Annotated in this window: 19 protein-coding genes; 2 read left to right on the forward strand and 17 right to left on the reverse strand. The window is 33.7% G+C overall.

Features of this window, described 5'->3' with window-relative positions; genetic code table 11:
* Window positions 1–41 precede the first annotated feature (41 nt).
* The 7 genes from BUE95_RS06825 to BUE95_RS06855 all read right to left on the reverse strand — a co-directional run bounded on the left by BUE95_RS06825 (window position 42) and on the right by BUE95_RS06855 (window position 11,795).
* Window positions 42–2,306 (reverse strand): aconitate hydratase, encoded by a 2,265-nt coding sequence (locus BUE95_RS06825; RefSeq protein WP_073582796.1) that lies wholly within the window; start codon window positions 2,304–2,306, stop codon window positions 42–44.
* Between the two features lie 110 nt (window positions 2,307–2,416).
* On the reverse strand, window positions 2,417–5,188 hold the full coding sequence (locus BUE95_RS06830) for a bifunctional aconitate hydratase 2/2-methylisocitrate dehydratase (protein ID WP_073583508.1): 2,772 nt from the start codon (window positions 5,186–5,188) through the stop codon (window positions 2,417–2,419).
* 283 nt (window positions 5,189–5,471) lie between these two features.
* On the reverse strand, window positions 5,472–6,587 hold the full coding sequence (locus BUE95_RS06835; protein WP_073582798.1) for an acyltransferase family protein: 1,116 nt from the start codon (window positions 6,585–6,587) through the stop codon (window positions 5,472–5,474).
* A gap of 9 nt (window positions 6,588–6,596) precedes the next feature.
* A complete protein-coding gene (locus BUE95_RS06840) occupies window positions 6,597–7,550 on the reverse strand; it encodes an AAA family ATPase (protein WP_073582800.1) in 954 nt (317 codons plus the stop codon).
* 93 nt (window positions 7,551–7,643) lie between these two features.
* Window positions 7,644–8,993, reverse strand: a complete 1,350-nt coding sequence (locus BUE95_RS06845; RefSeq protein WP_073583509.1) for a peptidylprolyl isomerase — start codon at window positions 8,991–8,993, stop codon at window positions 7,644–7,646.
* On the reverse strand, window positions 8,977–9,807 hold the full coding sequence (locus tag BUE95_RS06850) for a hypothetical protein (RefSeq protein ID WP_234977636.1): 831 nt from the start codon (window positions 9,805–9,807) through the stop codon (window positions 8,977–8,979). Before BUE95_RS06850 ends, BUE95_RS06845 begins: the two co-directional genes overlap by 17 nt.
* A 17-nt stretch (window positions 9,808–9,824) precedes the next feature.
* A complete protein-coding gene (locus tag BUE95_RS06855) occupies window positions 9,825–11,795 on the reverse strand; it encodes a peptidylprolyl isomerase (RefSeq protein ID WP_073582804.1) in 1,971 nt (656 codons plus the stop codon).
* Window positions 11,796–11,922: 127 nt separating this feature from the next.
* Between BUE95_RS06855 and BUE95_RS06860 the strand changes: the two genes are divergently transcribed.
* Complete coding sequence (locus BUE95_RS06860; RefSeq protein WP_073582806.1) at window positions 11,923–13,518, forward strand: peptide chain release factor 3; 1,596 nt, start codon at window positions 11,923–11,925, stop codon at window positions 13,516–13,518.
* A 51-nt stretch (window positions 13,519–13,569) separates the two neighbouring features.
* Here the strand turns inward: BUE95_RS06860 and BUE95_RS06865 are convergent, their stop codons facing one another.
* From BUE95_RS06865 to ffh, 3 genes are all read right to left on the reverse strand, one after another.
* Window positions 13,570–14,577: a TolB family protein gene (locus tag BUE95_RS06865; RefSeq protein WP_073582808.1), complete on the reverse strand. Its 1,008-nt coding sequence runs from the start codon at window positions 14,575–14,577 to the stop codon at window positions 13,570–13,572.
* Window positions 14,578–14,881: 304 nt separating this feature from the next.
* Window positions 14,882–15,763 carry a bifunctional 5,10-methylenetetrahydrofolate dehydrogenase/5,10-methenyltetrahydrofolate cyclohydrolase gene (locus BUE95_RS06870; protein WP_073582810.1) on the reverse strand — a complete coding sequence of 294 codons (882 nt, stop codon included), beginning with the start codon at window positions 15,761–15,763 and terminating at the stop codon, window positions 14,882–14,884.
* Between the two features lie 63 nt (window positions 15,764–15,826).
* Window positions 15,827–17,164: a signal recognition particle protein gene (ffh, locus tag BUE95_RS06875; protein ID WP_073582812.1), complete on the reverse strand. Its 1,338-nt coding sequence runs from the start codon at window positions 17,162–17,164 to the stop codon at window positions 15,827–15,829.
* 1,053 nt (window positions 17,165–18,217) lie between these two features.
* On the opposite strand from ffh, the gene BUE95_RS06885 reads away from it, so the two are divergent.
* Window positions 18,218–18,520: a YbjQ family protein gene (locus BUE95_RS06885; protein WP_073582816.1), complete on the forward strand. Its 303-nt coding sequence runs from the start codon at window positions 18,218–18,220 to the stop codon at window positions 18,518–18,520.
* Between the two features lie 115 nt (window positions 18,521–18,635).
* On the opposite strand, the gene BUE95_RS06890 is transcribed toward BUE95_RS06885, so the two are convergent.
* From BUE95_RS06890 to BUE95_RS06920, 7 genes are all read right to left on the reverse strand, one after another.
* Entirely contained in the window at window positions 18,636–18,824 is a 189-nt protein-coding gene (locus BUE95_RS06890) for a YgaP family membrane protein (protein WP_073582818.1), read from the reverse strand.
* 11 nt (window positions 18,825–18,835) lie between these two features.
* Window positions 18,836–19,141: a hypothetical protein gene (locus BUE95_RS06895; RefSeq protein ID WP_073582820.1), complete on the reverse strand. Its 306-nt coding sequence runs from the start codon at window positions 19,139–19,141 to the stop codon at window positions 18,836–18,838.
* 71 nt (window positions 19,142–19,212) lie between these two features.
* On the reverse strand, window positions 19,213–22,413 hold the full coding sequence (locus BUE95_RS06900; protein ID WP_073583510.1) for an efflux RND transporter permease subunit: 3,201 nt from the start codon (window positions 22,411–22,413) through the stop codon (window positions 19,213–19,215).
* Window positions 22,414–22,548: 135 nt separating this feature from the next.
* Complete coding sequence (locus tag BUE95_RS06905; protein WP_073582822.1) at window positions 22,549–23,631, reverse strand: efflux RND transporter periplasmic adaptor subunit; 1,083 nt, start codon at window positions 23,629–23,631, stop codon at window positions 22,549–22,551.
* Between the two features lie 111 nt (window positions 23,632–23,742).
* Window positions 23,743–25,050: a TolC family protein gene (locus BUE95_RS06910; RefSeq protein WP_073582824.1), complete on the reverse strand. Its 1,308-nt coding sequence runs from the start codon at window positions 25,048–25,050 to the stop codon at window positions 23,743–23,745.
* Between the two features lie 271 nt (window positions 25,051–25,321).
* Window positions 25,322–25,528, reverse strand: coding sequence for a hypothetical protein (locus tag BUE95_RS06915; protein WP_073582826.1), 207 nt, complete (start codon window positions 25,526–25,528; stop codon window positions 25,322–25,324).
* A gap of 173 nt (window positions 25,529–25,701) precedes the next feature.
* Complete coding sequence (locus BUE95_RS06920) at window positions 25,702–25,908, reverse strand: DUF6132 family protein (protein ID WP_143165238.1); 207 nt, start codon at window positions 25,906–25,908, stop codon at window positions 25,702–25,704.
* Window positions 25,909–25,941: the final 33 nt, after the last annotated feature.

A 25,941-nucleotide genomic window follows, 5' to 3' on the forward strand; every position in this document is an offset into this window, starting at 1 on the left:
CATTTTAATGGGAGTTTTAACATTACTTTATTTTAAAAAAATTAGGCTTTACCTGCGGCAATTAAATTAAGTGCCGATCCAGCTATAAACCAACCTATTTGACTATCGTTATACGTATGGTTCGCTAAAATAATATCTTTAGTACCATCAGCGTGAATAAACTCAAGTGTTAGTGGTTTTCCTGGAGCAAACTCCGTTAAATCTAAGAAGTTAATTGTATCATCCTCTTTAATTTTATCGTAATCGGATTCGTTAGCAAATGTTAAAGCTAACATCCCTTGTTTCTTTAAATTGGTTTCATGAATACGAGCGAATGATTTTACTAAAACTGCTTTAACACCTAAGAAACGAGGTTCCATAGCCGCATGCTCACGAGATGAACCTTCTCCATAATTATGGTCACCAACAACAATGGAAGGAATTCCGGCTGCTTTGTAAGCTCTTTGTACTTTTGGCACTTCGTCATAAGCTCCAGTTAATTGATTTTTAACTGAATTTGCTTTTCCATTGAATGCATTTTCTGCACCAATTAACATGTTATTCGAAATATTATCCAAATGTCCTCGGAAACGCAACCATGGACCAGCCATCGAAATATGATCTGTCGTACATTTTCCGAACGCTTTGATTAACAATTTGGCACCTGTAATATTTTTACCATCCCAAGCCTCAAAAGGCGCTAACAATTGTAAGCGATCTGAAGTTGGAGAAACCACAACTTCTACGCTTGAACCATCAGCTGCAGGCGCTTGAAATCCCGGATCTTCTACATCAAAACCTTTAGTTGGCAATTCATCTCCAAAAGGCGGATTCAATTTTACTGCTTCACCTTTATCATTTATCAAAGTATCTGTAATCGGATTAAAATCCAAACGGCCTGAAATCGCTAAAGCGGCTACCATTTCTGGTGAAGTCACAAAAGCATGCGTATTTGGATTTCCATCGGCTCTTTTTGAAAAGTTTCGATTGAACGAATGCACGATGGTATTTTTTTCTTGTTTATCCGCACCTTCTCTATCCCATTGTCCGATACAAGGTCCGCAAGCATTCGTAAATACTTTGGTTCCCATCTTTTCGAAATCAGCAATGATTCCATCTCGTTCAATGGTGTATCGAATTTGTTCAGAACCTGGATTGATTCCGAATTCTGCCTTTGGAGTAATTCCATGAGCCACCGCTTGTCTTACAATGGAAGCTGCACGCGACATATCTTCGTAAGAAGAATTGGTACACGAACCGATTAATCCCCACTCAACTTTTATGGGCCAACCATTAGCTGCGGCTTCTTCTTTCATTTTAGAAACTGGAGTTCCTCTATCGGGTGTGAAAGGCCCATTAATATGTGGCTCTAATTCTGACAAATTAATTTCAATGAGTTGATCAAAATATTTTTCTGGATTAGCATAAACTTCAGCATCAGCAGTTAAGTAAGACGCTACTTTATCAGCAGCATTTACCACATCTTGACGACCAGTTGCTACTAAATATCTTCTCATAGAATCATCGTAACCAAAAGTTGAAGTCGTAGCTCCAATTTCAGCACCCATATTACAAATGGTACCTTTTCCAGTACACGACATCGATTCCGCACCTTCACCGAAATACTCTACAATAGCTCCAGTTCCGCCTTTCACTGTTAGAATATCGGCTACTTTTAAAATTACATCTTTAGGTGACGTCCAACCGTTTAATTTCCCTGTTAATTTTACTCCTATTAATTTTGGAAATTTTAATTCCCATGACATACCCGACATTACGTCGACCGCATCCGCACCGCCAACACCGATTGCCAACATTCCTAAACCGCCTGCATTTACAGTATGAGAATCCGTTCCAATCATCAATCCACCCGGAAAGGCGTAGTTTTCTAAGACAATTTGGTGAATAATTCCCGAACCAGGTTTCCAAAATCCAATTCCGTATTTGTTTGACACTGAAGATAAGAAATCGAATACTTCTTTAGATTGTTTATTGGCTAACTCTAAATCTTGTTTCGCACCATTTTTTGCTAAAATTAAGTGGTCACAATGAACCGTTGTTGGAACAGCAACTTTACTCTTTCCTGCATGCATGAATTGCAATAATGCCATTTGTGCTGTTGCATCTTGGCAAGCCACCCTATCGGGTGCAAAATCGACATAATCTTTTCCTCTAGTAAAGGCCTGCGTTGGTACTCCTTCCCATAAATGAGCATACAAAATCTTTTCAGACAAAGTCAAAGGGCGCCCAACCAAATCTCGAGCTTTATCTACTCGTTCTGCCATGGTTGCGTACACTTTTTCAATCATTTCAATATCAAATGCCATAGTAATTTATTTTGTTTGTTATTTAATTCTACTAATTTACAAAAAATTAAACAGATACAATAAAAAAAGCCCAAGTAAACTTGAGCTTTCATTTTGATATTTAAAGATAATTATCCTACTAACAATTTGTGTGATGGAGCAAACTTTGTTAAGTTGATTCCTTCTACAGCTTTTTTGTACTCTTCAATTGAAGGAGTTCTTCCTAAAATAGTAGATAACACTACAACTGGGGTAGATGATAATAAAGATTCACCTTTTTTCTCTTCTGTATCTTCAACAACTCGCCCTTGAAACAAACGCGTTGAGGTTGCCATAACAGTGTCTCCTTTTGACGCTTTCTCTTGGTTCCCCATACAAAGGTTACAACCAGGACGCTCTAAATACAACATATTTTCGTATTCCGTACGAGCAACCGCTTTTGGTGCATTATCGTCAAATTCAAAACCTGAATATTTTTGTAATACTTCCCAATCGCCTTCCGCTTTTAATTCGTCAACAATATTATACGTTGGAGGAGCCACTACTAATGGTGCTTTGAATTCTACTTTTCCTTGTTGTTTCTCAATATTTTTCAACATCTGAGCTAAGATTTTCATATCACCTTTGTGCACCATACAAGAACCGATAAATCCTAAATCTACTTTTTTATCACCTCCGTAGAAAGAAAGTGGACGAATCGTATCGTGCGTATAACGTTTAGAAACATCTTTATTATTTACATCTGGGTCAGCAATCATTGGCTCAGCGATTTGATCCAAATCTACTACAACCTCTGCATAATATTTTGCATTTGCATCTGGACGTAAAGCTGGTTTTTCACCTGAACGGATTGCTGCAATACGTTGGTTTGCTTTATCGATTAATCCTTGAAGCACACGGTTTTTGTTGTCCATGCCTTTATCAATCATGATTTGGATTCTTCCTTTTGCAATTTCTAACGACTCGATTAACGTTTCATCTTCAGAAATACAAATAGACGCTTTAGCTTTCATTTCGGCAGTCCAATCTGTAAAAGTAAATGCTTGGTCAGCCGTTAATGTTCCTAAATGTACTTCAATAATTCTTCCTTGGAATACGTTTTCACCTCCAAATTGGTGTAACATTTGCGCTTGTGTAGCGTGAACTACATCACGAAAATCCATATAATCTGGCATACTCCCTTTGAAAGTAACTTTCACCGATTGTGGAATTGGCATTGAAGCTTCACCAGTTGCTAAAGCTAGAGCAACCGTTCCTGAATCCGCTCCAAAAGCAACGCCTTTAGACATACGTGTATGAGAATCACCACCAATAATGATAGCCCATTCATCAACCGTAATATCATTTAACACTTTGTGAATAACATCAGTCATTGCATGGTAAACACCTTTAGGGTCACGTGCTGTAATTAATCCGAAATCATTCATGAACTGCATTAATTTCGGGATGTTTGCTTGTGCCTTTTTATCCCAAACCGATGCTGTATGACAACCTGATTGGTAAGCAGCATCAACAATTGGAGAAATCACAGTAGCCGCCATCGATTCTAATTCTTGAGCCGTCATCAAACCTGTAGTATCTTGCGAACCTACGATATTTACGGTAACACGAACATCAGAACCTGCATGTAACACATTTTTAGATAGTGTACCAACAGCGTTTTTGTTGAAGATCTTCTCAACAGCTGTTAATCCTTGACCTTCAATGTGAATCTCTTTTGAAGGCGCATATACTAGAGGCGCTTCAATTCCTAAAGTTTTAGCGGCGAATGTTTGTAGTTTTTTACCAAAAACGATAGCGTAAGAACCACCTGCTTTGATAAATTCCATTTTTTGTGGTGTGAACGATCTTGAAATATCAATCAATTCTTTATCACCATTATATAATTTTTTTGTATTTGTATTAATAGTCAAAACCGTTCCAGTGGCAACAGAATATACTTGCTCTAAAATCGGTTCCCCGTTTTCATCACGAACTAATTCTCCGTTTGCGTCTGTTTTTTTAACCCAGTTTTTTAAGTCAATTCCGATACCACCTGTTACGTCAACTGTAGTAAGGAAAATTGGAGATATTCCGTTAGTTCCCCCTACGATTGGGGCAAAGTTTACGAATGGCACATAAGGACTTGCTTGTTTACCTGTCCAAAGCGCTACGTTATTTACTCCCGACATACGAGAAGAACCTACACCCATTGTTCCTTTTTCAGCAATTAGCATTACGGATTTATCTGGATGCTGTGCTTGTAAGGCTTTAATTTCTTCTTGCGCTTGAGGCGTAATCATACATTTTCCGTGCAATTCACGATCAGAACGCGAGTGCGCTTGGTTACCTGGAGATAATAAATCGGTTGAAATATCACCTTCTCCAGCGATGTAAGTTACTACTTTAATTTCTTCAGCAACCTCTGGAAGTTTTGTAAAAAATTCTGCTTTCGCATAACTTTCTAAAATCTCATTTGCAACTGCATTTCCATTTTCATAAGCTTCTTTAATACGAGCCATATCAGCATCGTAAAGATATACTTGTGTTTTTAGAACTTCAGCCGCTTGTTTTGCAATTGCAACGTCATTTCCTAACGCTAAATCCAACAACACAACAATTGATGGTCCTCCTTTCATGTGTGATAACAATTCAAACGCAAAAGTTGGCGTTATTTCAGCTACTGCTTCTTGACCCAAAATAATTTCTTTTAAAAATTTTGCTTTAGCTCCAGCAGCAGGAGTTGTTCCAGGCAAAGTATTGTAGATAAAAAACTTCAAACAATCTGCTCTGTTTGCATTGTTGGTGTCTTTGATCTGAGCAATGATTTCATTTAATAAATCAGCTCTATCAATTGGTTTTGGATGTAATCCTTGACCTTTTCTTTCTTCGATTTCTTGAATGTACTCTTTATAAAGATTCATTTCAGTAGCTAACGCCATACTATAAATAAGTTTATTAGTGTTTGTTGAATTTTTTGTGGCACAAATTTAATAAATCTGATTCAGATTTAAAAATTTTTAATAAAAAGCCTAAATAGAAGAATTATTATTTATAAAGATTCTATTTTGATGGTTATTTTTCAATAAAATCGGAATATTATATCAAATATTGAATAATTATCAATTTAGAATCAAAGTTTTAAACAATCATTAAAAAATCATAGCCAATTTTAGTAAACCCATAAAACAAGGTCATTTAAAAAATTTAATCTCGTAAATCCGTTATAGGTTTTTCAAAAAAACGATACAGTACATAAGACGAAATTAGAACTAGGAACCAATACAAAAGAGTATATCCATAAAGAGACGCACCAACCAATTGTTCGGAAGGAAATAATACCTTCATCGCATGGAGGATGATACTGTAGTGCAATAAGTAAATGCTGTAAGAAATCAAACTCAAAGTGGTAACTATTCGTAAAAAAAAGTTTTCTTTAAAACGAACTTGCATTAAAAAAGGGATTAAAGCACAAATAGCAATAGAATTCAATGGAAGGTAAAAAACAGTAAAAAAGGTCTGAGCACTTTGAATCTGAATCCCAATTGAAAAAAGAAAAACATGTAAAATTAAAATACAAACTATCCCAAAATAAAATAAAACCTTATACCACGATTCTTTAATGTAATTTTTAGCATATAAATAATACAATATAAAACCATAGTAAATGGCATCAAGCCTATAAATGGAAACTTTCCGCAACGTTTCATTCCACTCAAAAAAAGATGCTAATTCTTTGGTACTATTAAAATAAATACGGGAACTAAAAAAAAGGAACAGCATCAAAACACTAATACCTAAAAAAGCAGCATGACGTTTGATATTAGGAATAATGGTAACTGTAATCAACAATAAAATTGGCCCAACGATATAGCTAAATTGTTCAACAGCTAAACTCCAAGAAATTCTGTAGAAATCAGGTGAAGTTGTGGTTAAATTTTGTAAATAGAAAAAATACAAATAAAGTTTTTCAGGTATTTCATCATAAATCAAAAACCACAACAAAACATTCATTACTAGAATTAAATAGTAATTTGGCAATGTCCTAAACCAACGTCTTTTTAGAAAAAAAAGGATTGTAGAAAAGGAAAAATTTTCATCTTCTACCAATTTCAAAACGATTTTACCTATTAAAAAACCACTGATAACAAAAAAAATTTCGACCCCAATTGTACCACTTAATTGCATTAAGTAACTAATGGAACTTGAATAAAAATCACTAATCCATAACGTATGAGAAAATAAAACTAATGCTATCGCAATAGCTCTTGCCAAATCTAATCCCGGATATCTTTTGCTTAAATCAACTTTTAGCCCAAACATATTAAAATACTAAAACAGCTTTTTGATGATGTCCTCCTCAGTGATCCCTTCAGCATCAGCCTTATAATTTTTCACAATTCTGTGACGTAAAATTCCAATAGCCACTGCTTGAACATCTTCAATATCTGGAGAGAATTTCCCATTGAAAACAGCATTCGTTTTAGCTGCAAGGATTAAGCTCTGTGACGCTCTTGGTCCTGCCCCCCAATCGATATATGCTTTTACAAAATCATTTGATAACGGATTATCTGGACGTGTTTTACTTACAAGAGTAACAGCATATTCAATCACATTATCTGCAACGGGAATTTTTCGAATAGTATTTTGAAAATCAATAATTTCTTGAGCTGTAAAAAGTGCATTAACTTGAGGTTTGTCATCAAATGTGGTAGCCTTAACAACAGCAACTTCTTCATAAAAACTAGGATAATCAAGCTTAATTGCGAACATAAATCGGTCTAATTGCGCTTCAGGCAATGGATAGGTTCCCTCTTGTTCAATTGGATTTTGAGTTGCTAAAACAAAGTAGGGTAAGTCTAATTTATAATGATGTCCTGCTACAGTTACAGCTCGCTCTTGCATAGCTTCTAACAGTGCAGCTTGTGTTTTCGGTGGCGTTCTATTAATTTCGTCTGCTAAAATAATATTTGAAAAAATAGGTCCTTTTATAAATTTAAAATGACGATTCTCGTCTAAAATTTCGCTTCCCAAAATATCAGAAGGCATTAAATCGGGTGTGAATTGAATTCGTTTAAAATTCAGTCCTAACGCTTGAGAAATGGTATTAACCATTAATGTTTTTGCTAATCCTGGAACACCTACTAACAAAGCATGACCTCCCGAAAAAATACTCAAAATGATTTGATGAACTACTTCATCCTGACCCACAATTACTTTTGCTATCTCTTTTTTTAACAATTCTTGTCTTTGAACTAATTCCTTTATAATTGCTACGTCTGACATAATGAACTTAGAATTTAGAATTCGAAAATTATTTTTTTTATTAAACGTCTAAAATACTAAAAAACCCTTTGAAATTTCAAAGGGTTCTTTAATTTATTTTTTCAACCAATTGTTTGTAAAATCGCAATCCTTGTAATCGTCGCTAATTTTGATATACGTTTCTTTAATTTTCTCTTCAGTCCATTTAGCAATCTCCTTAATTTGTTTGTCACGAAGAGCCAATTCTTTAATTTTAAGATAATCCTTTGAGAATTCCGCAGTATGTTCTTCAGTTCTATTATTAACCGTTATGATTTTATAAAACTTCCCAACCCCTCTTTCCTCGTCTAAAATAGGATAAGAAACTTCTCCATCTTTTAAATCCGATACTTGTGCATACAAAGTCGGATCCATTTTAGTTAATTCAAAACGGGGTTCCATAGTTCTTGGATTCAACAAAACACCTCCATTATTTCGGGTCTCTTTTTCATCTGATGATGATTTAGCAGCCTCCGCAAATGAAATTTCTTTGTTAATAATTTTTGTTCTAATAACTTCAATTTTCTCTTTGGCATCCTTAATGGCTTGAGGTGAAACTTTTGGTGCCATTAAAATATGACGCAACTCAACTTCCTGACCTTTAATCTTCTCCACTAAAATAATATGGTATCCAAAATCCGTTTCAAACGGTTCTGAAATTTCGCCCTCTGCCAAACTAAAAGCAACATCTTTAAATTCTTTTACAAAAGGGGTTTTGCGATTCATTTTATAGAATCCTCCGTTAGAGCTTGAACCAGGATCTTCTGAAAATAAAACAGCTTTACTAAAAAAACTTGATCCATTTAAAACATCTTGACGAATTTCATTCAATTTAGCAACAACACGTTGTTTTTCTTCTTCCGTAATAATTGGCTTAACAACAATTTGAGCTACTTCCATTTCGGCTCCAAAAACGGGAATCTCATCAGCTGGGATAGCCTTGAAAAAATTTCTAACTTCCTCAGGCGTAATGGTTACTTTATCTACAATTTTATTCTGCATTTGAGAAGTCAACTTATTCATTTTAATAAAATCAAATAAATAGCTTCTAAAATCTTCTTCATTTTTTTTATTGTAGAATTTCAATACTTTATCCATTCCACCAATTTGCTCTACCATAGCATCAATTTGCTCACTCATATAACCGTTAACTTCGGCGTCGGAAACCACAATACTGTCTTGAATAGCTTGGTGTGCATATAACTTGTCTTCTAATTGCTTACCAAAAAGCTCACAACGTGTAATTGTCTTAATATCAACACCTTGAGCTTTTAACTGAATTAACTCATAATCAATATCTGAATCTAACACAACATAATCGCCCACTACAGCTATTACGCCATCAACTTTCACTCTGCTTTGTGCAAAAGAAAGCGTAGTTACTAATAAAAAAGGTAAGAAGAACTTCTTATTTATAAATTTCATATTTTTTTTCATTGATTGCATCATTGGTAATCTCTTTTTCTAAAGTGTTTATTAATTGTAATTTTCTATTATTGATTATGATTTGTTTGATTGTTGGCTTCAAAAAATCTAACGGTGTTGCACTATCCTTTGGTAAGACATGATTCACTTTTACCAACCAAACTGTAGTAGAATCGGGATATTGAAAGTTAATTCCGTTAGCTATATATTTCTCTTTATTTTCTAAATTTATAAAAGGCAACTTCTCATACACCTGATTAATATCAACCCATATGGAATCATTAAAAGCATAACTTTTGAATTGAACTGCTAGTTGTTCGAGCTCCTTTTTATCTTTTTTGGTAAAGGAACTAAACTTTGATTTAATTTTCGCAAATTTTGGATTTTCTTTAACTAAATTGATGTAACGCAATTTTACTAATTCAGATGAATTTTTAAAATATTCTTTGTTTTGATTATAATAACTTGCTATTTGAGCTTCCGTAACTAACGTATCTATTTGCCTAATTACCAATTCCTCTAAATAGTCTTTTGTATATAAATCTATCTTATATTGTTCAATGAGGGTATTAAATTCTTCTGTTTTAGCTTTTGTTATATTTCGTTGTGCCGCTTCAAACAATAGTTTTTGAGTTGCCCATCTATCAATAAAAGATTTAACTATAGCCAAACTGTCTTTTTTAGAAGTCCCTCTAGGAACCAAATCTGCAATATCCTCTTTGTATAAAAAATTAGTACCTACTCGCGCAATTGCTTCTGGCTCCTTAGCTACTTTAAAATAGTCACAAGAATTTACTAAAAAAAACAAAACCATTATTTGAATCCAACACTTCATTTGCTCTGTAATTGTCTTTTAGCATTTTCAAAAACATCTCTATTAACTTTAATAGTAAACTCTTTTTTAAGTTCGTTTATCCAATTATCTTCCAAGAATTGCTGATAATCACTAATGACTTTTCCTTTGCATTCCTCTAATTCTTTTGTTTCAGCAGGTTTTTCATCTTTAACATTTACTACAAAATAGTACCCTCCTTTAGATGCAACTGCAGTTACTCCTTTTGATAAATTATTAAATTGTGGCAACACATCATAATCCTCCTCGTACATTCCCGATTTTGACATAATATTAATCTTACCCTCCTCATTTAATTGTTCTTTAATGTAGGCTAAGGATTTTCCTTTTTTCAAAAACTTTTGAGCCTTTTCAATTATTTTCAGATCTGTAGATGATAAAATATCCACATCATATCGCTTTTTCCATTGGTAAAGCTTACTATTCTCATGAAAATATTCTTTTAGCCCAACAGTGTCATTTTTTGCTCGGTTCCAAATTTCCTTTTCCATCAAATCAAAAAGCAATAGTCCATCCCTATATTCATCCATCACATATTTAAACTCAGAAAATTCGTCTTCTAAATGATCATTATAATAAGCAATCAATTGCTCATCAGTAAATTTTTCAAATAATGCATCTACTAATTTTGCAACTGGTTTTATTTTACTATTTGATTTTTGTTTCGAAGCAATAAAATCTAAAAACAATCTAGCGGCTACTTTTCTATCCTTATTAATGGTTAAAATGGTTCCTTCCAACGCCTCAGCTTTTTCTGGAACTACCCATGTTTGTGTGTAAAATTCATCATTTACAACACTTTTTATTTTTACAATTAATTTGACATCTTTTGTATGCAAATACTTTTCTCTGACTTTTTTTGCTAAAGAATTTGTAATTAATAAAGAACGCTCATCTTTTCTTATTTTTTCTTCTAACTCACTTTTTATTTCTTTCAAGGATGGAACGGGATGTTTTTCAATTAATTTTACAACATGCCAACCAAATGAAGTTTCAAACGGCTTTGAAACAGCTCCAGGATTTTCTAGAGAAAAAGCTACATTCTCAAAAACTTCCGAACTCAACTGTCCCGAACCAAATCGTTGTAAAAGTCCTCCCTTAGGGGCAGAAGCTTTATCTTCAGAAAATTGCTGAGCCAAACTTTCAAAAACCTCACCTTGATTAATTTTTTGATAAATTTCTTCGATTCTTTGTCTCGATTTATTGTCCAATTCTGTATCCGAATTTTGAGATTTAGCAACCATTATATGCGAAACGGTTACCTCTCCTCTGTTGACTCTTTTATCAATTACTTTTACCAAATGATATCCAAAACGCGATCTAAATGGATTTGAAACAGACCCAATATTTGTTGTAAAAGCTGCATTCTCAAAAGGATATACCATTCTAAAAGCAGAAAAATAACCCAAATCCCCATTGTTTTCTTTGACCGATGGATCTTCTGAAAACTGTCTCGCTACTTTAACAAAATCCTCTCCAGCATCCAATCGGTTCTTAATATCCTTAATTTTTTGAAAAGCCTTTAAAGTATCCTCAGGTGAGGCTCCTTCATCAACTAAAATTAGAATGTGAGAAGCCTTAACTTCTTTTGTCATTCGTTCGTAAGCTTCTTCAATCAATTCATTCGTAACTTTTGAATCATTCAAATAGTTTTTAGACAACTGATTTCTGTAGGACTTCAACTCGCTTTGATAAGCAGATGCATTTTGTAAACCCATCTTATACGCTTTCGCTACTTTAAGCTTATAACCCAAGAACAATTCCAAGTAGGCGTCTAAATCCTTCTGAGAGTCATCCTTTACCAAATCTAGGTTTTTATTGTAAACCCTTATAAATTCATCTGTATAATAAGGATGCGCGTCAATCGTGAATAAAATTTCTTTCGATTGAGCTCCTAAAAAACAAGGAACTAATAGAAAAATAAAAACAAATAAGCGATAAATTTTCATATGTAGAGTAATACATTTCGTTGTAATCCACAAAAATAACAATTCGAGACTATTTCGCAACATTTATAAGCGACTATTAACAGAAAATTCTGCAAAAAAAAGTTACTTTTGCACAAAATTTTGAATAATGAGTTTTATAGAAGAAATAGCAAGAAGACGAACTTTTGGAATTATCTCCCATCCCGATGCCGGTAAAACGACTTTAACTGAAAAATTATTGTTGTTTGGTGGTGCAATTCAGGAAGCAGGAGCGGTAAAAAGCAATAAAATCAAAAAAGGAGCTACTTCCGACTTCATGGAAATTGAAAGACAGAGAGGAATTTCGGTAGCAACATCAGTATTAGCTTTCAACTATCAAAACAAAAAAATCAACATCTTAGATACGCCAGGTCACAAAGACTTTGCAGAAGACACTTTTAGAACCTTAACCGCTGTTGATAGTGTAATTGTAGTAATTGACGTAGCAAAAGGGGTTGAGGAACAGACTGAAAAACTGGTTGAAGTTTGTAGAATGCGAAACATTCCGATGATTGTGTTCATTAACAAATTAGACCGTGAAGGTAAAGATGCCTTCGATTTGATGGATGAAGTAGAGAAAAAATTAAAACTTCGCGTTACCCCCTTGAGTTTTCCTATTGGAATGGGATACGATTTTCAAGGAATTTACAATATCTGGGAAAAGAACATCAACCTTTTTGAAGGGGATAGCCGAAAAAACATTGAAGAGACTATTGCTTTTAACGACATTAACAATCCTGAATTAGAAAAAATTATTGGTGAGAAACCTGCAAATAGATTAAGAGAGGAATTGGAGTTAATTGATGAAGTTTACCCACCATTTAGTCGTGAAGAATACTTAGCCGGCGATTTACAACCGGTTTTCTTTGGTTCGGCTTTAAATAATTTTGGCGTTCGCGAATTGCTGGACTGTTTCGTTGAAATCGCACCAACACCAAGACCAAAGGAATCGGATACCCGATTAGTAAAACCCGAAGAAGAAAAATTAAGTGGATTTGTATTTAAAATTCATGCCAACATGGATCCCAAGCACAGAGACCGTTTGGCTTTTATTAAAATTGTATCAGGAACATTTGAAAAAAACAAACCGTATTTACATGTTCGTTTAGGTAAGAATTTAAAATTCTCAAGTCCGAATGCGTTTTTTGCTGAGAAAAAGGAGATTGTTGATATTTCGTATCCCGGAGATATCGTAGGTTTACATGATACTGGAAACTTTAAAATTGGCGACACCTTAACCGAAGGTGAAATCATGAATTTTAAAGGAATTCCAAGTTTCTCACCAGAACATTTTAGATACATCAACAACGCAGATCCATTAAAATCAAAACAACTTGAAAAAGGTGTGGATCAGTTAATGGACGAAGGTGTTGCGCAGTTGTTTACTTTAGAAATGAACGGAAGAAAAGTAATTGGAACTGTAGGAGCGCTTCAATATGAAGTTATTCAATACCGTTTAGAACACGAATATGGTGCAAAATGTACGTATGAAAACTTCCCTGCATTTAAAGCGTGTTGGGTAAAACCACAAGACCCTAAAAACACTGAGTTTGCTGAATTCAAAAGGGTAAAACAAAAATTCTTAGGTCATGACAAATACGGACAATTAGTCTTTTTAGCCGATAGCGATTTCTCAATCCAAATGACACAACAGAAATATCCAACCGTGGAATTATTCTTTACTTCGGATTACCAAAAGAGATAAAATAAAAGCCATTTCGTTTGAAATGGCTTTATATTTTCTAGAAACATCTTTCTATTCAACAATTAAAGGTTGAACTCTCCAAATATCGGTATACGGATAAGAGAATGCAGATAATTCTTGGTTAATTGTACTATTAGTTGTTCTTGCAAAGATGTTAGAATATTTGTAAGATGTTTTTTCAGGCTGGCGTGCGCCTGCAGTTGATGCAAAATATATATTTCCGTCAACACCCCAAAAAGGTTGTGTTTCATTAGATGCTCCACTTGTAATTTGAGTTAATGAAGTTCCATTAATTTTCATTACAAAAAGGTGGCTAAACTTATCTTTCGTACCAATAAAAACTACGTGTTTTCCATCTGGTGAATATGCGCCATTAGTAGAATGTTGTTCCCCTGTGGTAATTTGTGTACTTTGAAAAGATTTTAAGTCCAATTCAAATAATTGGTAAAAATCACCTGACAATTTAGTGTACAACAATTTATCCCCTTTGGGATTCCACTTCGGATTAATTCCTTCTGAAAGCACTGTAAAACTGCTTCCATCTCTATTCACCAAACAAATATTTCTGGTATCTTGCAAAGTAGTTGTTAAAACAATTTTCTTTCCATCTGGAGAAACACTAGCATCGGCATCAAAATCTCCATAGGCATTTTGTCCTATATACGTTAATCCTAATTTGTTAATACTTGTAACAGCTATTGTAGGTTTAGAAGCGTAATACGTAAAAATAAAGTTTTCATTATCGATCCATGAAGGTCTATCGGTTTTATTCCCAATTAAGGGAGTAAATCCAGGTAACATAACATCATTTTTTAACCTAATACTCCACTTATTGTAATTATCGTTAGCATCATCTCGAATTACATACAATAATTTTTTTCCGTTAGGAGATAATGAGGGCTGAAATTCAGCTACAATATCGTCTGTAATCCGAACTAATTCTTTGGCACTCGCTGTAACTTGAGGACCAGATAACTTGACTGGGGCAGGTTTTGAGGAAGCGCATGAATTCAAAATTAACACCGCTACCGCACTGGAAAGAATAATTGTTTTTTTCATAAATCTCTAATTTATTGATTACATTAACAAATATAATAAAAAAATAATGAGGATATTTAATATTTTTTAACATAATTATTAAATTATATCCAAAAATAAAAAAGAAAAACAATATAAAAACTAAGAATTTATCTGCAAAATCAAAGGTTAAGCTTATGTCATAATTCAAGGACTCATTAGCAATCCTTACGTGAATTAATAGCCCTTTAATTTAAAAAAAACATCAATCTGTTCATAAATGAAGAAATTCAATTTTTTAAAAAAAAGACCTGAAAAATTTCAGGTCTTACTATGTTTTCTTGTATTATCTATTACGCTTTTGTTCTCTTGCCAATAATGTATTTTTCAACAACATCGCAATCGTCATAGGCCCTACTCCACCGGGAACAGGCGTAATATAAGAGGCCTTTTTTGATACATTTTCATAGTCTACATCACCTACAATTCGATACCCTTTTTCTGAGGTTTCGTCTTCTACTCTTGTGATCCCAACGTCAATTACAACTACATCGTCTTTTACCATTTCTGCTTTAAGGAAATTTGGAACACCTAGTGCTGAAATAATAATATCCGCTTGAGATGTAATTTGGTTGATGTTTTTTGAATGACTATGCGTAACTGTTACGGTTGAATTTCCAGGAAATCCTTTTCTTCCCATTAAAATTCCCATGGGTCTACCTACAATGTGACTTCTTCCAATAACTACGGTATGCTTACCATCTGTTGGAACATTATATCGTTCTAACAATTCTAAAATTCCGAATGGTGTAGCTGGAATAAAAGTAGACATATCCAACGCCATTTTTCCAAAGTTTTCAGGATGGAAACCATCGACATCCTTACTTGGATCTATAGCTTCAATGATTTTTTGCGTATCGATTTGTTTTGGTAAAGGCAACTGAACAATGAATCCATCAATATCATCATTTTCGTTCAATTCTTTGATTTTTTTCAAAAGTTCTGTTTCCGAAGTTGTGCTTGGCATTTTAATCAAAGTCGATTCAAAACCTACACGCTCACACGATTTCACTTTACTCCCCACATAGGTTAAACTCGCACCATCGTTACCCACAATAATAGCTGCCAAATGCGGCACTTTTTCACCTTTGGCTTTCATTTGCGCTACCTCAGCAGCGATTTCATTTTTGATATCTTCCGATACTTTTTTTCCGTCTAATAATTGCATTTTGTTGTGTTGTTTGTTGTGTTTATGCTATAAAAAAGACGCGATGAATCGCGCCTCTACTTATTATCTCATGCCTTTCATTCCGCCCATGGCCTTCATCAGGTTTTTGCCCGCGCCACCTTGCATCATTTTCATCATTTTGCTCATTTGGTCGAATTGTTTCATCAATTGATTAACCTGCTCAATTTTTGTTCCCGAACCTTTTGCAATTCTGGTTTTACGTTTTACATCAATTAAGGAAGGTTTACTTCTTTCTACAGGTGTCATGGATTGAATAATGGCTTCAATGTGTTTGAATGCGTCGTCTTCAATTTCGACATCTTTTAAGGCCTTACCAGCACCAGGGATCATTCCAACAAGGTCTTTCATGTTCCCCATTTTCTTGATTTGCTGAATTTGCGCTAAGAAATCGTCAAAACCAAATTCGTTTTTAGCGATTTTCTTCTGTAATTTTCTTGCTTCTTCTTCGTCGTATTGCTCTTGTGCTCTTTCTACTAAGGAAACCACGTCTCCCATTCCCAAGATTCTATCCGCCATACGATTTGGATAAAACACATCAATAGCTTCCATTTTTTCACCAGTACCGATGAATTTAATAGGTTTGTTTACTACCGATTTAATTGAAATAGCAGCTCCACCACGTGTATCACCATCCAACTTCGTTAAGATAACTCCGTCAAAATTCAATCTATCGTTAAACGCTTTTGCAGTGTTTACGGCATCTTGTCCCGTCATTGCATCCACAACAAATAAGGTTTCTTGTGGTTGAATGGCTTTGTGAACATTAGCGATTTCGTTCATCATTTCTTCATCCACAGCCAAACGACCAGCAGTATCGATGATGACTACATTGAAACCATTTGCTTTTGCATGTTTGATTGCATTTTGAGCAATTTCAACTGGATTTTTATTTTCGGGTTCTGAATAAACTTCCACCCCAATTTGTCCTCCTACTACGTGCAACTGATTAATTGCTGCAGGACGATAAATATCACAAGCAACCAATAACGGTTTTTTGCTTTTTTTTGTTTTTAAATAGTTGGCTAATTTACCCGAAAAAGTAGTTTTACCAGAACCTTGCAAACCCGACATCAAAATCACAGAAGGAGTTCCAGAAAGATTAATTCCAGCAGCATCACCACCCATTAATTCGGTTAACTCGTCTTTAACGATTTTAACCATTAATTGTCCCGGTTGTAAGGTAGTTAATACATTTTCACCTATTGCTTTTTCTTTAACTCTAGTGGTAAAATCTTTTGCAATCTTAAAATTCACATCGGCATCTAACAATGCTCTACGAACTTCTTTTAAAGTATCGGCAACATTTACATCGGTAATTTTGCCATGCCCTTTTAATATATGAAACGCTTTATCTAACTTATCGCTTAAATTATCAAACATAATTCGGTTTTGTTTAATGAAGTGCAAAGATAAGATAAAGTTATAAAGTCACAAATTAGTATATGGGAGATTGTGTAAATAGTTTACAAAACTCAAAAAGTTAAAAAAATTAAACTCATATTTTTTACATAAAATCAATTTAATAGGATTCACATAGCTTATCCATTTAATTAGCTAACTAGTCTATTAAACTTATACTTTTCTTGTTACATGAGGATTTGCATGTAGGAGTATTTTTTTTTTTAATATTGGAAAGCGTCTCTAATGTTTTACAACTTGAAGAAAGTAATTTTATTTAATTCAAAGCATTGAAGAAAATCACATAAAACCAAATGAAGATTAATGAAGTTATCAATAAAAAAGTTGTTAAAGGATAGTTGTACTTTTTGGTCTCGTAAAATTCTTTAAAATAGATTTGATACTTATCTTTATCAAATATATACACATAAGATTCAATAATTGACAAAAATAAGCTCACAAATAAAATTAAAACATAATATTTTGGTACGCTTATATTTGCAATGAAAAAGCAGAGACCAACAAAAAACAAGTTAACTAAAGCTAAAAACGAAATAAAATATATTTTAATTTTAAAAATGTATTTGTACTCATGTAAAAAAGTTGGGTAATTTTTCTCCATATGCTCAAAGAACAACTTTGACCCTAATTTCATTTTATTAAAATTATTAAACCAAGTAAAAGGGTTCAAATAAATAGATATTAATTTACCTAGAAATCTTGATATCAAAAAAAAGTTATAAAAATAAATATTTAAAAATTTCTCCATAAAGTTATTATTCAATTTTAATCAATCACTAAGCTATTCAATGTTTTTTAAAGCCTTAAACCTTATACTACGAAATATAATACTCTTTGAGCAAAAGTAAAAAAATTGACTTAAAAATCGATATGCAGCAACAGATTCAAAACAATAAATCAAATTAAATTCCTAAACTGTTCAAAAATTAGTCGACATTACTTAACAGGACGAATTAAAATCAGTAACAAAACAGTCCTAAATTAGACTAATAAAACACAAATAAACTCAAAATCATGATACTAACTACAACCAATTCGATAGATGGTTTTACAATTGCCGAATATAAAGGTATTGTTTCGGGAACCGCTGTAAATGTTCAAAAAATGAAAATGACCTTTAATTTACAAAAATATTATGCTGGAATAAGTGAAAGTGTTTCAGAAGTAAAAGAACAAGCCTTTGAACAACTAAAAGCCAACGCAGAAAAATTAAATGCCAATGCGGTTGTGGGTATTCAAGTTGATATTGAACTAACAACAAGCAATTACGTAGCCGTTTCTGCAACTGGAACAGCCGTAAGTGTAATTAAGAGGTAATTTAAAAGAATTAGCTCACAAAAAAAGGGTTCAACTTTATTAAAGTCAAACCCTTTTTCTACATTTTAGTTTTTAGAAAAATTTTCACTAGAAACCCTTACTTGCGATTCATTATTTAATCCTGAATCTTAAATACTTTTCTTAAAATATCTTCCATTAAACACCATTTGGTAAATGAAGATTGCAACAAATTGGCTCCTACAAAAAGGGTAAACCAAAACCAATTTTCATTCACATACATTCCTAAAAGAACACTTATAATAATAAAGGTTCCGGCTACTGCTCTTACAATTCTATTGATCATAATTTCAAATTTTAATTATATTTTTCTACCGATAAAACGGCCAAATGTACTTTTGATATAGACTCTTGATTTTTATTAAATACTGTTATTTTTTCTAGTAATACATCTAAATGATGTTGCAAAATAAAAGCGTAAAACATAACGGAGTCGGTCTCATTCATTTCAGAACCAAACCAATTGTCTCCAACACTTTCTTCTGAAGCATCCCTAAAACCTTTTACATCGCGGTACGAATAGGATGCTACTTTAGCTTCTTTAAGCATCTTTTTGACGTCTTTTTCAAATGATGCTATGGCGGTAATTAATACTAATTTCATATTTTGCCCCACCTAACCTCCCCAAAGGGGAGGAAACTATCGAGGTAAGTTTTCTTTTTTGATTAAACATTTTATGAATTATTCTTCTCCCATTTTTTACGTTCTGTGATATAGTAAATTAATGGTACAACGATCAATGTTAGTAATGTTGAAACAATCGCACCGGCTACTAACGAAATCGCTAATCCTTGGAATATGGGATCAAACAAAATAATAGAGGCTCCAATTACTACTGCACCAGTCGTTAATAAAATCGGTGTCGTTCTTACAGCTCCAGCTTCAATAATGGCTTGTTTCATTGGAATACCGTCGTTCAAACGAATTTCGATAAAGTCAATCAGTAAGACAGAATTACGCACCATAACTCCAGCTAACGCAATCATTCCAATAAACGAAGTGGCTGTAAAGAAAGCTCCTAAAACCCAGTGACCTAATACAATTCCAACTAAAGAAAGTGGAATCGCCACCATCATAACTAAAGGAGTTTTGAAGTTTTGGAACCAACCTACAATCAACATATAAATCACAATAATTACGACTAAGAAAGCGGCTCCTAAATCACGGAATACTTCTAAAGTAATTTGCCATTCTCCGTCCCATTTAACGGTGAAATCACTTTCATCTGATGGAGTATCCATGTACAATTCGTTTACTTTATATCCTTTTGGCAATTGCATTTTTTCCAACTTCTCATTCATTCCCAAAATTGCATACACCGGACTTTCTAAAGCTCCCGCCATATCGGCTAAAACATATACTACTCGTTTTTGATCTTTTCTGTAAATCGTATTTTGTAAGGTATCAGTAGTAACTTTTACCAAATCACTAACCGGAACTACATTACCTCGACTTCCTTTTATTTTCAAATTTTGAATATCTTGAATTGAAGTTTTGTCTTTATCTTCCAATGATAATGTGATACCAACTGGATTATTTGAACGTTCATCATACAAGTTAGAAACCGGCATTTCTCTCAGTAAATAAGTTAAATTCCCTACTACTTGTTGTGGAGCGATTCCATTTAACATGGCTTTTTCTCTATCTACCTCTAATTTATATTCTACTTGAGGTGCCTCTACCATCCAATCGGTATCTACTACATCAGTTGTAGTTTCCAAAATCGTTTTTACTTGATTGGCCACTTTAATTTGTTCTTCATAATCAGGTCCGTAAACCTCAGCCACTAAAGTAGATAATACCGGTGGTCCTGGTGGAACTTCCACAATTTTTACATTCGCACCATACTTTTTAGCAATTTTTTGCACTTCGGGACGCACTACTTTTGCGATATCATGACTTTGCAAATCTCTGTCTTCTTTGTGTAGTAAATTTACCTGAATATCCGCCATGTTACTTCCTCCACGCATATCGTAATGACGAACTAAACCGTTAAAGGTTATCGGAGCCGAAGCACCAATATAATTTTGATAATCCACCACTTCAGGAACTGTTGAAAGATATTGTGCAATTTCTTTAGTAACCGCAGCCGTTCTTTCTAAAGTAGTTCCTTCTGGCATATCGATTACGACTTGGAATTCATTTTTGTTATCAAAAGGTAACATTTTAACCGCTACTGATTTCGTAAAGAACATCAATACAGAACCTAATAAAAGAAGAATCGTTACAACGAACATTAAGTTACGTTTCTTAGAATTATCTAAAAGGGGTTGTTCTACTTTTTTATAGATTTTATATATCCAAGAAGTCTCTAAACCTTGTTCTTCTTTATGTTCTTGTTCATCTTTTTCGTGAAGTAAATGGTATCCCAAATAAGGTGTAACGGTCAAAGCTACGAACAACGATAATAGCATCGCAATAGAAGCTCCAATTGGCATCGGACTCATGTAAGGCCCCATCATTCCTGATACGAATGCCATTGGTAAGATTGCTGCAATTACAGTAAACGTTGCTAAAATCGTTGGATTTCCTACTTCATTAATCGCATAAATCGCTGCCTGTTTGAAGGGTAGTCGCTTCATTTTGAAATGACGGTGCATGTTTTCGGCAATGATAATACTGTCATCTACAACAATTCCAACGACGAATACTAAGGCAAAAAGCGTAATTCTATTTAACGTATAGCCTAATAAATAGTAACTAAATAAAGTTAATGCAAAGGTTAACGGAACAGAGAAAAACACTACTAATCCACCTCTCCAACCCATAGCTAACATTACTAAAACTGTTACAGCAATGATAGCAACTCCTAAGTGTAGTAGTAATTCTCCAACTTTATGAGATGCTGTTTCACCGTAATTTCTTGAAACTTCAACATGCACATCTTCTGGGATAACATTTTTCTTTAAAGATTCTACTCTCTCCAGAATTTTCTCTGAAATCTGCATTGCATCAGCTCCTTTAACTTTTGCTACTGAAATAGTAACCGCAGGATATTCCGAATTAAATTTTGAGAATTTCGCATTCGCTTTTCCATAACCAAAAGAAACATAATTCTTCGGTGTTTGTGGTCCGTCTTGAATGGTTGCTACTTGTTTTAAGTAAACCGGCATATTATTGTTTACACCAACTACCAAGTTTTCTACATCTTCCGAAGTCGATAAAAACTTACCTGTTGTAACTAAATATTCGGTATCATTTTGTACAAAACTTCCCGATTGCGAACTTCCGTTATTGGCTTGAATCATTTGCATAATGCTCAAAGCATCTACACCATTTTCAGCCATTTTATCTTTGTCTAAAACTACTTTTAGTTCTCGTGTTCTTCCTCCAATTTCCTTGGTAATGGCAACGTCTTTTACTTTTTCAATTTCCGAAGTAACTTCTTCCGCTATTTGACGCAATTGGAAATCATCGTATTTTTCACTCCAAAGCGTTAATCCTAACATCGGAACATCGTCAATCGAACGCGTTTTTACGATGGGTTGCATAACGCCTTCAGGGAACATCTTGCGGTTTTTCATCAATTCGTCGTATAATTTTACATACGAATCTTCGCTGTTCTCCCCCACATAAAATTGCACTACCATCATCGAATAGCCATTCATCGCCATACTGTGAATGTGCTCCACTCCTTTGATGTTACCAATAATTTTTTCTAATGGTTTTACCACTCTACTCTCAATCTCAGACGGGCTAGCACCTGGATACATGACCATAACATCGGCCATAGGAACGTTAATTTGCGGTTCTTCTTCCCTTGGAATTAAGAACGAACTGTAAGTACCAATGATCATCAACGCCACCATCAATAAAATGGTTAATTTTGAGTTGATAAAGAAATTGGCTATTTTACCTGATATACCTTCTTGCATGATTTTAGCCCCCTTACCCCCCAAAGGGGGAAATTGTTGGGGTGAAATTAAATTAAACATTATTTTACTGTGAGTTATTCAACTCAAACTTTGCCTACGTATTTTCTCCTCCCCTTTGGAGAGGTTGGGTGGGGCTTACTGAACACTAACCTTAGCTCCGTTAAATAATTTCCCTTCTGCTGAAACAATATATTGTTCGTCTGCTGACAATCCTGATAATACTTCTACTTGATTTCCGAAGATTTTCCCAATTCTTAACCATCTTAGAATAGCTACATTACCACTTCCTATAGTGTAAATTCCAGTCAATTGACCTTGTTTTACCAATGCACTTTCTGGAACTAGAATTACATCTGATTTAAGGGTAGTTGTTTCTTTTTTAGCCATTGGGAATTGTACGTTTACAAACATTCCAGATAAAATCTCTTTATCTATTTTGTCTAAAGTCACTTTTACTAAATATTGCCCACCTGTATTTTTTGCGGATAAACTCACTTCCGAAACTTTTCCAGTAACTTCTTTATTTAAAGATTTCACGTTGATTTTAACTGGCATTCCGTTTTTAACATTCGAAATATCACTTTCTGAAACCATTGCGGTTACTTGTAATCTTGAAGTGCCTTCAATACTTACTAAAGGCATTCCTGGGCTTGCCATATCACCTTCTTTTACGAAAGTATTCGTTACCGTTCCTGAAAATGGAGCGGTAATATTCGAATAAGAAAACTGCGCCATGACTTCATTACGCATTTGTTTTGCTGCTTCTAAACCTGCTTTTGCCATTTCGTAACGAGCCGTCATATCGTCTAATTCTTTTTGAGAAGCCGATTGTTGCGCGAACAAATTCACAAAACGATCATAATCTTTTTTCGCATTGTTGTATGCTGCAGTAGCTTGTGTGATAGAAGCATCTACTTGTGCTTTTTTCGCTTGTAAATCGGTGTTGTTGATGCTTACCAAAAGTTGTCCAGCCGAAACATTTTGTCCTACTTTCACATTTACTTTGGTTACATAACCCATCATTCTAGTACTTAAATTAGCACTATTTTCTGATTCTATTTTTCCACTTGCTGTTACATACGGACTATTAGAATTACCTGAATTACCCGCTACTTTTACTGGAATTGTAGGTAAATCAGTAATATTTTCTTTTTTATCACTTCCACAAGATGTTAAGATTAGTGATGAAATGGTTAGTATTGTTAGTATCTTTTTCATGTTATTAATTTTAAAAATTTATTTTTGAACACAGATTAAAGAAATTTGAAAAATCTAAAAATCTGATTTAATTATACTTAGTCTTGATTCTTAATACTTTAATCTTACCACTTACTTAGTTAAAAATTGTAAGTATTGTTTGGTAAAGTTATATTCGAAAACCGCTTGTAAATGCTCTAATTCTTTTTGCGCCATTTGGGTTTCAGCCATTAATAAGTCGGTAGTTTTTTCTAACCCTTGAGTGAATCTATTTTGACGAATTCTAAACGCTTCTTGCGATTGTTCAAAAGCTAGTTTAGATAAATTCACTTTGTTTTCGGCATCTAGCAATTGACGATTGGTTTTGCTCAATTCTAACTGACTTTGCTTTTTGTATTGTTCGGTTTCAACCGTTGCTTTTTCAAAATCAGCTTTTGCTTTTTGTGTTTTTCCGATGTTTTTAAAGCCATCAAAAACATTCCATGACAATTGTGCTCCTACTACATATCCTTTTGCTGACGTTTGGAAGACATGTTGGTCATACAATTCGTAACTTCCAAAAGCATTCAATCTTGGTAAGAATCCGAATTTAGAAGATTGAAACATTTTTTGATAGGCATCCGCCGATTTTTGCATCGCTTGTATATCCTTTCTAGAATCAGAAAGTGTTGTATTCATACTTTCAATAGCAATTGCATTATCTAATTTTTCAGCAGGTTTATAGGTTTTTCCAACCATATCTTCATTTAATAAAAAAGCTAAATAATCGGATGCATTTTGCACATTGGATTTGGCATATTGCAATTGATTTGTAATTTCATTTACACGAACTTGAACATTTAATAAATCGGTTTTTTGTAACATTCCGTTTTTAAAATAGTTGTCTACCAATTTTAAATTTCCTTGTGCTGTTGTATTTGCTTTTTCTAAAACTTTTACCGCTTTATAAGTCAATTGCAATTGCATATAGGCTTTTGAAACTTCAAGTTCTAAATATTCTTTAGTACGCTCAGTTTGCAATTGAAAAGCATCCATTTTAGCTCTTGCCGCTTGTCTTCCATACAAACCATCTACGTTGATAAGTGGTTGGAGTACTTCTATTTTGGTTGCGAAATTTTGAGTTTCATCAGGATTGTTTAATAATGCCGGATTAAAATCGGAAGCCGTTAAGATTTCTTGATTTAATTTCGAACCAAAAGCCATTAATGGATTGGTTGTGACTATTCCAGTATGCGACACAGTAATGTTGGGCAAAAAGAGTGCATTCGATTGACGATAATCTGCTTTTGCAGACTGAAATGATTTTTCGGCCACTTTGATTTGTAGGTTATTCTCGGTAACTTTTTGCATCAAATCATTTTTTGAAATTGTCAAAGTATCTTGGGCAAGAGCAGCAATAGACACCAATCCAAGTACAATTATTAAATTGATTTTTTTCATAGTTAGTTTTCTTCTTATTTTATGTTACAAATGTACATCTGTAAAAAAAGGTAGTCGGTAACATGAGTTACACAAGCGTGTAACAATGGTTACAAATAGAAAGAGTGTCATTAAGACGCTCTGACTAACCAATAAAACTAAACAATAATCAATTTCTCAATAAATTGCTTTTCAAAATTATACTTTTCGAATAGCATCATCAGTCACATTTGTTACACAAAAAAACGCCCCGAAAAAATCGAGGCGTTTAACTATAACATATAAGTCTAAACTATTCTGCTTTCTTCTCAGCAGCTTTTTTAGATGAACAACACCCACCTGATTTAGCTTCTGTACTACAAGATTTTTTTTCTGCAGTTGAACAAGATTTTTCAGTTTTAGCCGTTTCTTTTTTTGTTTTTTTCTTAGGCTCTTGAGCGTTAACATTCATTGATAACATAAAAGCGGCAACAGCCATGATAGAAACTAATTTTTTCATTTTTTGTATTTTTAAATTGTTATTTATTTTTAATTGTTTGTTTTATATTAACACAAATATAGCTAATTTTAGAAATAGCTTTCTTAAAATTTCATTAATTTAACATTTACAAGCTATGTAATCTTTAAAAATCATTTAAGTAAATAGCCACTACTTTGAAAAAACGTAACCTGCTATTTTGGGGATTTCTTTTTAAAAAAATCGTAAATCATATTCAATAACAATCCGCCCATGAGCCCTCCATAAAGGGAACTGTTCAATGGTTTTGAGGTAATGGAACAAGAACCCGAGACACAACCAATGTAATGATAATAAGCATAACCTAAAACCAAGCCGACAACAACACCAACTAAAGTAATACTAATTTCTTTTTTCTTCATCTTAATTATTAAAAAGACAAAACTACGTTTTAC

It is taken from the genome of Flavobacterium cucumis (assembly GCF_900148835.1).
GTDB lineage: Bacteria > Bacteroidota > Bacteroidia > Flavobacteriales > Flavobacteriaceae > Flavobacterium > Flavobacterium cucumis.

Bases quoted from the DNA above. Each gene is read 5' to 3' on its own strand.
- BUE95_RS06825 (WP_073582796.1), bottom strand. From the start codon at position 2,306: ATGGCATTTGATATTGAAATGATTGAAAAAGTGTACGCAACCATGGCA.
- BUE95_RS06830 (WP_073583508.1), bottom strand. From the start codon at position 5,188: ATGAATCTTTATAAAGAGTACATTCAAGAAATCGAAGAAAGAAAAGGT.
- BUE95_RS06835 (WP_073582798.1), bottom strand. From the start codon at position 6,587: ATGTTTGGGCTAAAAGTTGATTTAAGCAAAAGATATCCGGGATTAGAT.
- BUE95_RS06840 (WP_073582800.1), bottom strand. From the start codon at position 7,550: ATGTCAGACGTAGCAATTATAAAGGAATTAGTTCAAAGACAAGAATTG.
- BUE95_RS06845 (WP_073583509.1), bottom strand. From the start codon at position 8,993: ATGAAATTTATAAATAAGAAGTTCTTCTTACCTTTTTTATTAGTAACT.
- BUE95_RS06850 (WP_234977636.1), bottom strand. From the start codon at position 9,807: ATGGTTTTGTTTTTTTTAGTAAATTCTTGTGACTATTTTAAAGTAGCT.
- BUE95_RS06855 (WP_073582804.1), bottom strand. From the start codon at position 11,795: ATGAAAATTTATCGCTTATTTGTTTTTATTTTTCTATTAGTTCCTTGT.
- BUE95_RS06860 (WP_073582806.1), top strand. From the start codon at position 11,923: ATGAGTTTTATAGAAGAAATAGCAAGAAGACGAACTTTTGGAATTATC.
- BUE95_RS06865 (WP_073582808.1), bottom strand. From the start codon at position 14,577: ATGAAAAAAACAATTATTCTTTCCAGTGCGGTAGCGGTGTTAATTTTG.
- BUE95_RS06870 (WP_073582810.1), bottom strand. From the start codon at position 15,763: ATGCAATTATTAGACGGAAAAAAAGTATCGGAAGATATCAAAAATGAA.
- ffh (WP_073582812.1), bottom strand. From the start codon at position 17,164: ATGTTTGATAATTTAAGCGATAAGTTAGATAAAGCGTTTCATATATTA.
- BUE95_RS06885 (WP_073582816.1), top strand. From the start codon at position 18,218: ATGATACTAACTACAACCAATTCGATAGATGGTTTTACAATTGCCGAA.
- BUE95_RS06890 (WP_073582818.1), bottom strand. From the start codon at position 18,824: ATGATCAATAGAATTGTAAGAGCAGTAGCCGGAACCTTTATTATTATA.
- BUE95_RS06895 (WP_073582820.1), bottom strand. From the start codon at position 19,141: ATGAAATTAGTATTAATTACCGCCATAGCATCATTTGAAAAAGACGTC.
- BUE95_RS06900 (WP_073583510.1), bottom strand. From the start codon at position 22,413: ATGCAAGAAGGTATATCAGGTAAAATAGCCAATTTCTTTATCAACTCA.
- BUE95_RS06905 (WP_073582822.1), bottom strand. From the start codon at position 23,631: ATGAAAAAGATACTAACAATACTAACCATTTCATCACTAATCTTAACA.
- BUE95_RS06910 (WP_073582824.1), bottom strand. From the start codon at position 25,050: ATGAAAAAAATCAATTTAATAATTGTACTTGGATTGGTGTCTATTGCT.
- BUE95_RS06915 (WP_073582826.1), bottom strand. From the start codon at position 25,528: ATGAAAAAATTAGTTTCTATCATGGCTGTTGCCGCTTTTATGTTATCA.
- BUE95_RS06920 (WP_143165238.1), bottom strand. From the start codon at position 25,908: ATGAAGAAAAAAGAAATTAGTATTACTTTAGTTGGTGTTGTTGTCGGC.